Consider the following 12,114-nt stretch of genomic DNA (forward strand, 5'->3'; position numbering starts at 1 on the left):
CTTTAAAATTTATTAAATAAGCTTCCCACATTCATGCGCCCATACCGATCTAATTATTTTTAAAGACAACAAAAAAAGAGGGAGACTTATCCCCTCTTTTAAAATAACCGTTAAATATAGGTTCCCTTAAAAATAGACAGACCAATCCCGTTGCTCTGAACATAGGCAGAGCCTTCATACGTATTTAATTAACGAATGAAAAATGGGAATCTTAATCTCATTGATGCTGTCACAAGGAAAACCTCCACTTCTAAAAAGTCGATAATATTATAACAAAGTTGCTTCATTAATTCAATTATTCTTGTGAGTCAAGAAATTAAGGGCAAACTCAGTGTCTCCCTAATATCCTGTTAACATACGATAAAATTTCGGGAAGTCACTGTGACTTTTTATTATACACATTTAGTCATTCTTATTAATAAAATCGTTAACAATCTCATTGAACTTTTCACTATACTCCCAAAACATCATGTGTCCACCAAGAACTTCTATTTTTGTTTCCGGTGTCATTCGTTCTATATAATTAACTGCATGATCAGCCCAATGCTCTGCTACAACGGCTAATGTGGGAACAGTTTGGCTTGCTTTTCTCGCTTCTTCTCGATAATCAGAAAACATTCCTGAAGCAAACAAATTGCCTGCAATATAATGTGGAGTTTTTAAAGACTGTTCAACTAGCCAGGATAATTCCTCTTCATCAAGTTCTCTTTGCACCATTACTTGAGTTATGTAACTAGTAATGAACTCCCTTTGTCCGCTTGAATTTCGTAAATACGTATTATAAATTGCTGAAATATCATCTAGTGGTCCTTCAACCCAATCATCATCTTTTGTTGATAAAGATTTAGGCGGCATGTCTACAAGGATTAGTGATTTGATATTATCAAAACCATTTTGCTTAATATACTCCCAAACTGTCAAACAACCAAAAGACCATCCTAAAAGAGTAGCATTTTTAACATCTAACGCCTGAAGTACCGCATTTAAATCTGATCCATGGGAGACATAATCATTTCCATGAATGGCTATAGTCGATCTGCCATGACTTCTTGGATCAATAACGATAACTCGATTCGTCCTTGAGAAATATTCTACCTGTTTAGAAAAAACTTCTGTTGTAAACGTAAACCCCGGGATGAACACGATAGGTTCTCCACTGCCTGCTTCTTGAACAAACAACTCTACTCCAGAATCAACTTCAATGTATTTTCCATTTATAAATGACATACTCTTACTTCACTCCTAGTTTTTACCTACTATATTCTAATCTATGACGCTTAATTCCATTTTTGAATGGCCTCACATTTGAAAATTAGGAGATTTATCCGACTGATTTTTAAAAAGGAAAATTCTTTTCAGCTCCAATTTCAAAACACTTATGATTTCTTCCATTCTTATTTTCCGTATACAGAAATAGATTATTGCAGAAAATAAAATAAATAACCTATTTAAAATAGACTTCTAGTCAAAGTATAAAGCCAAGGGGAAAAAGCAAATGAAGATTCGGTTCGGCTATGTAGCAAATGCATTGGGCTTATGGGATGCAAGTCCATCAAAAACTGTAACTTTTGCACGATATTCAACACTTCCTAAAGACGAACGAATGGAAAAGCTGAAATCTATTACAGCACAAAATTTACATCACACGAAAAGAATTTTGCATTATAATATCGCGCATGAAATCGAATTATATCGATTCTCGAGCTCACTTGTCCCTTTAGCAACCCATCCTGAAGTGATGTGGGATTTCATTACCCCATTCAAAAATGAATGGAAAGAACTTGGAAGTCTATTACAACAATTTAAACTCAGATTAAGCTTTCACCCAAATCAATTTACACTTTTCACAAGCCCAAGAGAAGAAGTAACGATGAATGCAGTAAAAGATATGGAATATCATTTTAAGATGCTGGGAGCCATGAATGCTTTGAATACGGGATTAATTAATATTCATATCGGCGGAGCCTATGGGGATAAAACTGAGTCATTAAATCGCTTCCATCAAAATCTTAAAAAATTGCCAGAGGAAATTAAGAAGGTTATGACGCTAGAGAATGATGATAAAACGTATAATATTCAGGAAACACTCCTTACTTGTGAAAAGGAAAACATCCCAATGGTACTCGATTATCATCACTATATGGCGAATAGCGAAGAAAGTGACCTCCCACTTTATTTAAACCGTATATTTAACACTTGGAATCGTTCTAATATTGTACCGAAAGTCCACATTTCTTCCCCAAAGTCTGATCAAGCCTATCGTTCCCATGCTGATTTTGTTTCTATAGACTTTGTCCTTCCCTTCTTTAAGATGGCAAAGGAGTTGAATCAAGACTTCGACATAATGATAGAAGCAAAACAAAAGAATCTTGCCATGCAGAGACTTGTTGAAAAAATAGCTGCCATTCGGGGAGTCAAACGTATTTCAAGTGCAGCGGTGGAATGGTAACCGTAATGAAACAGGAAAAAACTATCGCCATAATTTTTGATGAGGTGGAATAAATGACGATTGTACGTCTAGGTTATGTCGCAATGAGTATGGAACTTAAAAATGCATCCCCATCAAAAACAATGACTTTTGCCCAATTCCAGAAAATTGATGACCGGGAAGCAGCCATTCGTAAATTAGAACGAATTGCACTTTTGAATTTGCACAATACTCTAAGACTGTTAAAACATAATGCCGCGTCTGACATTCATTTTTATCGACTAACCTCTCGCCTTATTCCTTTAGCCAACCACGAAGAGCTTCTTGATTGGAATTATTTAAAACCGCTAAGAGAGCCACTTCGTGAGATTGGAGATTTCGCAAAAAAACATAAGATACGAGTTGATTTTCATCCGGACCACTTTGTTCTCATTAATGCAAAAGAGAAGCACATCTTGAAAAATTCAATAAGTACCTTAAAGCTGCATTACTTATTATTAAAGGCAATGGGGATTGACCCGACTCATCGGTGTGTCATGCATGTTGGCGGTAATTATAAAGAAACCGACATGTCACTTGAACGTTTTATCGATAATTGGATGGACGTCCCAAAAAAGATTCAAAAAATGATCATGCTTGAAAATGATGATACTTCTTTTACATTAGAAAATACACTTTACTTATGTGAAAAACTAAACATCCCTCTAGTTTTCGATTATCATCATCATCTTGCCTATCACCAAGATCCCAATTGGGAAATCAACTGGGATAGAGTTGTACAGACATGGAAGCATTCACCGCTCCCAATAAAAATGCATATATCAAGTCCAAAAAGTGATAAAGCCTTTCGCCATCATTCTGATTATGTAGATATCGATATGTTTTTTAGATTCCTTAACGTAATACGAGGCAGTGTTCCGCAAATTGATTGTATGATTGAGGCTAAGAGGAAAGATGAGGCGCTTTTTAAATTAATGGATGAAGTCAAATCAAGGAATGACGTTGAAATGATTGATGGCTCTTCTTTCTCTTTAATGTAATAGAAAGAAGAGCTAATTTGAAAAGCATTGATTTATATGGAGTCAGACTAGTTACCTCAATATCCTAAAGTAAGTTCTTGGGGTGGCTCACCATCCATATTTAGTATACGAACAGTTTCAGGTTGCACCTGAAGAAACACGTAATTTGGATCTTCTGGACTGTCAAACCATTTTTTATATGAATCATCCCAATATTGGTTTTTCAATTCTTGTGAATCATTAATGGCAGCTGTACCAGTAATTTCAACATAGGCATCACTTTGCCCATTCTCTTCATAACCTAACAATACCGAAACAGCAGGGTTTTTTTCGATTTCCTCTACTTTCTCGGTATCCTTTTTTGTTGGTGTATATAACGTTAAATGGTTATTATAGAACGTCATATATCGTGAATGGGGCTTATTATTTTCAACCGATGACAAGATGCCTGTTCTATGATCGGATATAATTTTCAGCACTTTTTCTTTTAAATCTTTACTCATTGGTTGATACTCCTTTATTAAGTCATTTTGAATTTCCTTCTTATCATTTCCAAAAACAAAAATTTCACAAGCTGGATAACCTGCAATATATAGAAGAAAATAAACAGAAAAGGAGTGAATTTAAATGAAAGTTAACAATGTAATAGATACTTTAAATAAATTTCTGAAGGGGCAATACATGGGGATCCATGCTTATGAACACCATATACAAAAATTAAAAGACCCTTACATAAAAAGTGAATTTCAAAGAATTCAACAAGATCATAAGAACCATGCCCTTAAAGTTGCGGAAAGAATTCAAAACCTCGGAGGTACGCCAGTAGATGATGAAGGGGTTATTGGTTCTATTCAAGGCTTTATTAGCCAATTTAAGATTCCTGATACTTCCTCAGGTATTATCAAAAGTGCTTTAACAGGAGAAGATTATTATGGGATTCAAATATCTGAAGAAATTGTAAGAGGGGATCTAGACCCAGAAAGCCATCAATTGATTGAGGAAGTGCTAAACAAAGATAGGCAGCATGTAGATTTTTTAAATCGTCTTTTGCAATAATTTTATAACTGTTTTTAGATTACCATTCTGCTATCGTGCTTTTATCATATTTTAATGAGTTAAAAGTTCTGCAACTAAATATAGAAACGGAATGTTCATTATACGCAACAATGAAGTTAGCAAAACGGCAATGAAGTTGGTACGGATATTGCAGCAAACGGGGTATTTAATGGTATGAAATAAAATACCTAGATGGTTATTCAAACAAAAAAGATGAAACCTTTACGGTTTCACCTTAAATAAATCACAATCGTTATCTGACAGTAAATATGGATTAAACCCTTTTACTGTTTCAATTGACTCATCTCATTTATACATTCCTGAACAAGAGTAACCCCTTGACTCAAAGAAGCTCCTCCACCAAATGCCGCTGTCACACCTATAGCTTCAAGAATTTCCTGCTCCGAGCATCCCTGATCAAGACATCCTTTTGTGTGATAGATAATACAATACTCATCCTGAGCATGGATACTAATTCCTAATGCGATTAACTGTTTTTGTTTTTGAGATAATGCTCCTTCTTTAAAACATTCTTCAGTGAATGCATTAAACTGACTTACAAATTCGGGCATTTTTTCGGCAAACATACCTAGCCCTTCTTTATAATTGATGAGTGCATTTTCAGTAGAGTTTCTAGATTTCATTTCCAAATGACATTCAACTCCTTCATATTATGTAAATCAAAATTATTATGAGCAAACTATAAATTATTTACTCCCTGTTCATCCCTTTCCATAATTAAGAAATCATAATTTGTCAGAACGAATGGCAGAATCTTAATAGGACTAATAAAACGAAGGTGATAGAATGGAAAACCAAAATTATCAGGCTGGAGATATTGTTTATGTTTTTTATCGTAATCCCCATACCCAAGATGTAGCGAATGTTCAAGCAGCAGCAGTAGTCAATAACCCTGAAAATGCGAATGAATTAGCCTTGTTTTTATATGAAACATATTATCCGCTATCAAATGAAATTGCTGTTTATTCTACAGAACAAGAGGCAAACCAGGCCTATCATTATTATTACGGATATGATTCAGAGGGGATATTGGAATGAAACCATTTACACCCAAACTTGTTTATTTTGAACCTGATGCATTAGATTATCCTTTAGGAAAAGAACTACATGAGAAATTTAAAAAGATGGATATCGAGATTCGGCATACCACTTCCCACAATCAAGTAAGAAATCTCCCCGGTGATAACGAATTTCAAAGATACCGGGTGGCCAAGTCAACACTAGTTGTTGGTATTAGAAAAACCCTTAAATTTGACAACTCGAAGCCTTCGGCAGAGTATGCTATTCCTTTTGCAACTGGCTGCATGGGTCACTGTCATTATTGCTACTTACAAACGACGATGGGAAGTAAGCCGTATATCCGTACATATGTTAATGTAGAGGAAATTCTTGAGGCTGCCGACAAATATATGGAGGAGCGCGCTCCAGAAATAACAAGATTTGAAGCCTCTTGTACATCCGATATTGTAGGAATTGATCATTTGACCCATACTCTTAAAAGAGCCATTGAGCATTTTGGAAAATCGGAATACGGCAAATTAAGATTTGTTACAAAATTTCACCATGTAGATCACTTACTTGATGCTAAACATAACGGAAAAACAAGATTTCGTTTTAGTGTGAATGCAGATTACATCATTAAAAACTTTGAGCCGGGGACTTCTCCCTTAGAAAAAAGAATTGAAGCTGCCGGAAAAGTGGCAAGAGCTGGGTATCCACTTGGATTTATAGTAGCACCTATCTATCTTCATGAAGGATGGGAGGATGGATACTTTCATATGTTTGAGCGTTTGGATGCTGAATTACCTCCTGAAGCAAAGAAAGATCTTACCTTTGAATTTATACAGCATCGTTTTACAAAACCGGCAAAGAGAGTAATTGAAAAAAACTACCCTATGACAAAGTTAGAATTAGATGAAGAAAAAAGGAGATATAAATGGGGTAAATATGGAATAGGAAAATATATTTATCAAAAAGAAGAAGAAGAGGATATAAAAAAACATCTTTACACTTATATGGAAAAGTTTTTCCCCGAAGCAAAATTAGAATATTTTACTTAAAAGGAAGTTGCCTTCCAATGGCATTGGAGATAGCATAATTACACTAATAAAGGCAACAATAATGGTGGTGATTAAACACCAACTAAATGCGATGTAGGGGGATATTACTATGAATATTCGTGAAGGAATTATTCCGACTGCATTAGGTACAGCTGTTACTGCTACCGGTTACGCTTTAAAACAAAAACGAGGTTCAAATAAGATGATTGCAAATACCGTTTTTGGATTTGGCTTAGCACACGTAGTATTAGGCGTAATAGACCTTGCCCGGCATCGCCGTTAGATTTAAAGGAGGATGAGCTTTCTTGTAGACTCACCTCCTTTTAGCCATTTCCTTACTTCCATGAATGACTATTATCGGCAGTTTGTTTTTTGAATAAAAAGAGCCGGAAATTTGAAGCAATGAATAAAAAAAAGCATATTTTTAGCTTTTTAATAGTTTGAACATGTTACCGTTCTGAATTACGATGTCGTAAAGCTAGGGAGTAAATTACTTAAGAATAAACAGCTCCTCAACAGGAACCCCAAATACCCTTGCCAGTTTAATCGCTAATATGGTACTGGGAATAAATTTACCATTTTCAATAGTGTTTATGGTTTTTCTCGTTACCCCAATCAATTCTGCCAACTGCTCTTGAGTAAGGTTCATTTCGGCTCTTTTTACTTTTATAATATTTTTCAGATAATCTCCATTCATCATATATTACCTCTTAGTTATCTTTATCAAAAATCAAGTAAGAAATAAGAGCACTGACAACTCCAATAATAATTAATGCATGCAATACTAACTGAACGTTTAATTTAATGAACAGGCTTAGAACAAAAAATATTACTATACACCCCAACAGTACCCAAAATGCCGATGTAAAACTCTTTAGTCGTATTACTTGAAAATATTCATCATTCAATGAGCGAGCTAATTCATGTTTTTTTCGAAGTTGCCCAGAAAATTTAATAAGTCTAATGTTGTAATATAACCAAATGAACAAACCAATGACAGAAATAATTGAACTATAGCCTAAGACGATGGTTGGTTTGGAAATCACATAATGAACTAAATATGGAATTTGCCACAAAATAAATCCAACCAAATTTCCTACAATAAGATTCTTCCTTTTCATTTCTAAATGGGCTATTTCACTTTTCAAATGTCTCATCTCCCCGAAAAAAGCAACCTATAATACTCATTATATAACCTCAAGGTTACAAAGTTGCATGCTTAACATAGAAATTTTTTCCAAAATGACAGCTGTTAATAAATCAAAAACATGATAATGAATTAATAAGTCATTAATTGGAGAGCAACCACTGCATAACCTAGGTTTGGAAAATTCCGCATAAGAGGGCGAGGGAATTATCTATTGACACTTACTTTGTCTTTCCTTTATAGTATCCTTATCAATTAAATAAAGAAACCCGGTCGAACGGGAGAGGTTCATAGCAGAAACCCTCTATAAAAAACTATGGTGTAAACCATATCCGCAAATAGATATGGCTTTTTTTATTGGTTCAATTCTGCTAACCTCCCTGTCCAGTCGGGACAAATAGGAGGATTTTTTTATGCCCGGACGTCAAGATCATGAATTAGAAGATATTACTTTACTGGGAAATCAAGGGACGAAATATTTGTTTGATTATTCGCCTGAGATTTTAGAGGCATTCGATAACAAGCATCCATACCGTGATTATTTTGTGAAATTTAATTGTCCTGAGTTTACTAGTCTTTGTCCAATTACTGGTCAGCCGGATTTTGCAACGATTTATATTAGTTATATCCCTGAACAAAAGATGGTGGAGAGTAAATCTTTAAAGCTATATTTATTTAGTTTTCGGAATCATGGCGATTTTCATGAAGATTGCATGAATATTATTATGAACGATTTAATTAAATTAATGGATCCAAAATATATTGAAGTTTGGGGCAAGTTTACGCCTAGGGGCGGAATTTCAATTGACCCTTATACAAACTACGGCCGACCAAACACAAAATATGAACAAATGGCAGAATATCGATTGATGAATCATGATTTATATCCCGAAAAAGTTGATAATCGATAAGGAGTGAAAATAACATGAGATTAGTCATCTATTTATTTGCGATCGTTTTGGCAAACGTTGTTACTGCCAAATTTGCACCGCTTGAAGTTGGCATTTTTCTAATTCCGATGGGTTCATTTCTAATTGGGGCAACATTTATATTTCGGGATCTTGTTCAAAATAAATATGGAAGAAAGAAAACTTATCTTTTTATTTGTTTAGCATTAATTCTATCAGCCATTTCTAGTTATCTGCTTGGAGATACGTTGTGGATTGTTTTTGCAAGTGCGATAAGCTTCGCTGTTTCGGAAACGACTGATACGGAGATTTATTCAAGATTAAATTTACCGATGCACTTACGCGTTTTGTATAGCGGCGTGATTGGTGGAATATTAGACTCAGCGATTTTTGTCGTTGTCGGGTTGTCACCAATTGGTGCAAATATTTTACCATGGAATGTGATTTGGATGGCGATATTAGGCCAGATCATTGTAAAAGTGATCATGCAGTTTCTTGGGGTATTGGTGCTGCAGTTGGCAAGTGTTAAGAAAGAAATTATTTAATAACTGAGTCCATTTCATAATTACATTAATTAGCCATAATACAATTATATACGGTTTAATCCAACAATAACTTGTATCCACAGACTAAATCTATTAGGTACCTCCAACAAATCGCGTATATCTAAACTTCGATGTGAGAACTATTGTAAAATCAATGGTTCTCACATTATTTACATATATTCAATGTACAATTGATTTAAATAAAGTAGGTTCATTAATAATGTAGTGTTAAATTAACGCTTCTCGGTCTCGGAAATATAATTAATTGTTTAAATACTTTATTTCTCTTTTTGAAGTATATCAAAGTCTTGCTTTAACAATGAATACATATATAAATCATCAAATTTACCGCAAGTAAACTCATAATTCCTCAATAACCCTTCTCTAATAAATCCCTGTTTTTCTGTTAACTTTTGTGACGGTATATTAGGCGGTTCAATTAACGCTTCGATCCTTTGTAATTTTAAATGTTCGAATCCGTACCTTATTACAGCTTCCAATGCCTCACTTGCTAATCCTTGCCCCCAATAACTTTTACTTAACTCAAATCCAATTTCAGTTCGATAATGTTGAGGTATCATGTTATGAAATCCGCAACTACCAATAACTTCATCTTCCCCTTTTAAAGTAATTCCCCATCTTATTCCAGTTCTTTCATTTAATATCGATTGATACCATGATATCTCGTTTAAAGCATCGTTAATTGTTTTAAAAGGTTCTAAACCATAATATTTCATTACTTCTTTATCAGATAGATATTTCAAGATACTGTTTGCATCGCCTTTTTCAATTTTTCTCAATACTAATCTATTAGTTTCAAGTACCGGAAAAGTTTCAACATCTTTGGTCATAATAAATCCCCCCTTATTTAATTCTCCAGTTAGTTTATCATTAATTTTCAGATGAATTGGGCTCTTTTGTCCTTCTTTAAGTAAAAGCTCATCTCTTGTTGCAGAACTTGCTGCCATTCTTTTTAAGTCTAAGAATAATAAAATGAACCACAGTCAGAACAGCAATCTTAATGTTACTCCCAAAGTAATCCATTGTAAGGTATGGCTCTGCGGTGGTAATTCGTCAGCTTCGATCCCATTCATGATGGATTCTTCCATCAAATATTCTTAACAACACTTTTTATATTCTTCTTATCAAAATGATTTTCCTTCTTCACACTAAATGACCCTATACAAAACTTACTTTATAGTCGCTCCCGAATGCATAACATTGAAAAACACGTAAAAACTGCAAAAATAGTTCCTCATTTATTGTGCTAAAGCACTCGTTAATGAAAGAATTTTACCAAAAGGGTAAAAAAACAAACGTATTTGTGGGATTAGTCTATTCATCATTAATACCATAGGAATACAGTATTACTGAGGACACTAAAAAGAAAGAAAAGTGGCTTTAAAGGAAAAAACGTAAATAAGAAAGGGGAGACTTATTTAAGGTTGAGAAAACAGGAAAAGGAATGAATAGATCAAGGTAAATATTTATACTGAGATGTTAAAACTGATATTCGTAACAGAAACAGAGATAAGTCAAAAACTGAATTTGAAGTTAGTAAAACTGCGAAAAACTTATATTTCCACACATGCTACTGTCAAGGTTTTCGATTAATTCTGGAGTGTAATTTCTAATGCTCGTATTAATCCAAATCAAGAACAAGAAAAAATACAAAACTAATATTTTGATATAGATTTTGATTAGGTTTAATGCAAGGTAATTTTATGAAAAACGAAGGAGTCGATAAAAATGTTAAGAAGAAGAAGAAATAATGAAGAAGAAATAATGAAAATACAAATGTAAATGTGGATTTTGATACAGATATTGAATCTGAGTTAAGAAATAGATCTAATTCAGAATCAGAAGCGGATGTTCGAAATACCGATAAAAATACCAACGTTGCACGTTCTAATATTACTAACTCAGGTAATTCTAGGGTTGATATCAGACTCAACAGCCGCAGTAACGCTAGAGTGAGATCTGAACAAGAACAGGAAAATGATCAGGATCAAGATTTAGACATAGATATAGATATAGAAAGAGAAAGAAGACGCCGTCGTCGTCGTTAATATTTGAATAAAAGGTGGAATAAAATTATTATCCCACCTTCACTAAAAATAAGAAGATGAATTTCAAAGCAATAATAATGCGTTAAGGCATCTCGAAAATCTTACCCAGGAAAAGAATTCGAATTTCTTCTATTATCCCAAATGATGTTTCAAATGTAATATTATACACTAGAAATGGAAGAAGAGTGGATTAAATTGTTCCACTCTTTTTAAACTTTCAAATCCTATTAAGTGAATGATATATTTCTTAAACTGTATAAAAACTTTATCTCTCCCTAATTCTCCCCCATTTTTTTTCATGAAATAAATTAATGGTAAAGGAAATACAAATTGATTAATTCAAGAAACATTGTTGATTTTATTGCAGTCGGCACTGATCCCGCTGGAGCTGTCATATCTAAGATACTTACATATGAAAAAAAACTTCAGTCTCGTCTTGGATGCGAGAGGAAATAATGACAGTGACAGACCTATTAGTGATTCCAGATTTAGTGAATCTAGTGGGTTCTTACGAAACTAGAAAAGTAGCCTTCGAAAGGTTAAGTCAGACCCAGCGGATACTCGACATTTATACGAACTCTACTACAAAGAAGATCTAGAAACTTTCCACTGCAGCGAAGACGTTTAAATGGTGTATTGCAAAATTTGTGGTGTAATTTCTTTTGACTAAGAATCCAGAATTCCTAGTTTGTTTTTACCCAAAATAGTGCTCGGCCACTTAGTAACCGTAAAGAAATTATTGCAATACCAACAATCAAGACAAAATACCGCCTTTCATAAAAAAAGAGCCTTTTGGCTCTTTGAAATAATGATTATCAGTTACTGCGTCTTCTTCTGACGTTGCTTCTTCTTCCGATGTTG

The 12,114-nt window shown here is 34.1% G+C and carries 16 protein-coding genes; 10 read left to right on the plus strand and 6 right to left on the minus strand.

Features of this window, described 5'->3' with window-relative positions; genetic code table 11:
* Nucleotides 1-402: 402 nt before the first annotated feature.
* Nucleotides 403-1,227 carry an alpha/beta fold hydrolase gene (locus tag V7149_RS20590; protein ID WP_335347463.1) on the minus strand — a complete coding sequence of 275 codons (825 nt, stop codon included), beginning with the start codon at nt 1,225-1,227 and terminating at the stop codon, nt 403-405.
* Between the two features lie 268 nt (nt 1,228-1,495).
* On the opposite strand from V7149_RS20590, the gene uvsE (V7149_RS20595) reads away from it, so the two are divergent.
* Together uvsE (V7149_RS20595) and uvsE (V7149_RS20600) are read left to right on the plus strand one after the other, a co-directional pair.
* Nucleotides 1,496-2,449 (plus strand): UV DNA damage repair endonuclease UvsE, encoded by a 954-nt coding sequence (gene uvsE / locus V7149_RS20595; RefSeq protein WP_335347464.1) that lies wholly within the window; start codon nt 1,496-1,498, stop codon nt 2,447-2,449.
* Between the two features lie 53 nt (nt 2,450-2,502).
* The gene (gene uvsE / locus V7149_RS20600; RefSeq protein WP_335347465.1) at nt 2,503-3,468 is read left to right on the plus strand and encodes a UV DNA damage repair endonuclease UvsE; all 966 of its coding nucleotides are present in this window, start codon (nt 2,503-2,505) and stop codon (nt 3,466-3,468) included.
* A 56-nt stretch (nt 3,469-3,524) separates the two neighbouring features.
* On the opposite strand, the gene V7149_RS20605 is transcribed toward uvsE (V7149_RS20600), so the two are convergent.
* Nucleotides 3,525-3,950 (minus strand): pyridoxamine 5'-phosphate oxidase family protein, encoded by a 426-nt coding sequence (locus V7149_RS20605; protein ID WP_335347466.1) that lies wholly within the window; start codon nt 3,948-3,950, stop codon nt 3,525-3,527.
* A gap of 124 nt (nt 3,951-4,074) precedes the next feature.
* Between V7149_RS20605 and V7149_RS20610 the strand changes: the two genes are divergently transcribed.
* On the plus strand, nt 4,075-4,503 hold the full coding sequence (locus V7149_RS20610) for a ferritin-like domain-containing protein (protein ID WP_335347467.1): 429 nt from the start codon (nt 4,075-4,077) through the stop codon (nt 4,501-4,503).
* Between the two features lie 284 nt (nt 4,504-4,787).
* On the opposite strand, the gene V7149_RS20615 is transcribed toward V7149_RS20610, so the two are convergent.
* Nucleotides 4,788-5,153 carry a carboxymuconolactone decarboxylase family protein gene (locus tag V7149_RS20615; RefSeq protein WP_335347468.1) on the minus strand — a complete coding sequence of 122 codons (366 nt, stop codon included), beginning with the start codon at nt 5,151-5,153 and terminating at the stop codon, nt 4,788-4,790.
* Nucleotides 5,154-5,310: 157 nt separating this feature from the next.
* Here V7149_RS20615 and V7149_RS20620 point away from each other — a divergent pair, with 157 nt between their 5' ends.
* The 3 genes from V7149_RS20620 (at nt 5,311) to V7149_RS20630 (ending at nt 6,867) form a co-directional block, all read left to right on the plus strand.
* Nucleotides 5,311-5,562, plus strand: a complete 252-nt coding sequence (locus V7149_RS20620) for a transcriptional regulator SplA domain-containing protein (protein WP_335347469.1) — start codon at nt 5,311-5,313, stop codon at nt 5,560-5,562.
* Complete coding sequence (gene splB / locus V7149_RS20625) at nt 5,559-6,584, plus strand: spore photoproduct lyase (protein ID WP_335347470.1); 1,026 nt, start codon at nt 5,559-5,561, stop codon at nt 6,582-6,584. Before V7149_RS20620 ends, splB begins: the two co-directional genes overlap by 4 nt.
* Nucleotides 6,585-6,693: 109 nt before the next feature.
* Complete coding sequence (locus V7149_RS20630) at nt 6,694-6,867, plus strand: asparagine synthase (RefSeq protein ID WP_335347471.1); 174 nt, start codon at nt 6,694-6,696, stop codon at nt 6,865-6,867.
* A 207-nt stretch (nt 6,868-7,074) separates the two neighbouring features.
* Here the strand turns inward: V7149_RS20630 and V7149_RS20635 are convergent, their stop codons facing one another.
* Together V7149_RS20635 and V7149_RS20640 are read right to left on the minus strand one after the other, a co-directional pair.
* Nucleotides 7,075-7,284, minus strand: a complete 210-nt coding sequence (locus V7149_RS20635) for a helix-turn-helix transcriptional regulator (protein WP_335347472.1) — start codon at nt 7,282-7,284, stop codon at nt 7,075-7,077.
* Between the two features lie 10 nt (nt 7,285-7,294).
* Nucleotides 7,295-7,732, minus strand: a complete 438-nt coding sequence (locus V7149_RS20640) for a hypothetical protein (protein WP_335347473.1) — start codon at nt 7,730-7,732, stop codon at nt 7,295-7,297.
* A 412-nt stretch (nt 7,733-8,144) separates the two neighbouring features.
* On the opposite strand from V7149_RS20640, the gene queF reads away from it, so the two are divergent.
* Both queF and V7149_RS20650 read left to right on the plus strand, forming a co-directional pair.
* Nucleotides 8,145-8,642: a preQ(1) synthase gene (gene queF, locus V7149_RS20645; protein WP_335347474.1), complete on the plus strand. Its 498-nt coding sequence runs from the start codon at nt 8,145-8,147 to the stop codon at nt 8,640-8,642.
* A gap of 14 nt (nt 8,643-8,656) precedes the next feature.
* A complete protein-coding gene (locus V7149_RS20650) occupies nt 8,657-9,184 on the plus strand; it encodes a VUT family protein (protein ID WP_335347475.1) in 528 nt (175 codons plus the stop codon).
* 278 nt (nt 9,185-9,462) lie between these two features.
* Here V7149_RS20650 and V7149_RS20655 read toward each other — a convergent pair whose 3' ends face one another.
* Nucleotides 9,463-10,035 carry a GNAT family N-acetyltransferase gene (locus V7149_RS20655; protein WP_335347478.1) on the minus strand — a complete coding sequence of 191 codons (573 nt, stop codon included), beginning with the start codon at nt 10,033-10,035 and terminating at the stop codon, nt 9,463-9,465.
* Nucleotides 10,036-10,989: 954 nt separating this feature from the next.
* Here V7149_RS20655 and V7149_RS20660 point away from each other — a divergent pair.
* A complete protein-coding gene (locus V7149_RS20660; protein WP_335347476.1) occupies nt 10,990-11,253 on the plus strand; it encodes a hypothetical protein in 264 nt (87 codons plus the stop codon).
* A 455-nt stretch (nt 11,254-11,708) separates the two neighbouring features.
* Nucleotides 11,709-11,852: a hypothetical protein gene (locus tag V7149_RS20665; RefSeq protein ID WP_335347477.1), complete on the plus strand. Its 144-nt coding sequence runs from the start codon at nt 11,709-11,711 to the stop codon at nt 11,850-11,852.
* The last annotated feature ends 262 nt before the right edge of the window (nt 11,853-12,114 follow it).

Origin of the sequence: Bacillus sp. JJ1503, from assembly GCF_036965125.1 — a bacterium.
Lineage (GTDB): Bacteria > Bacillota > Bacilli > Bacillales > Cytobacillaceae > Cytobacillus.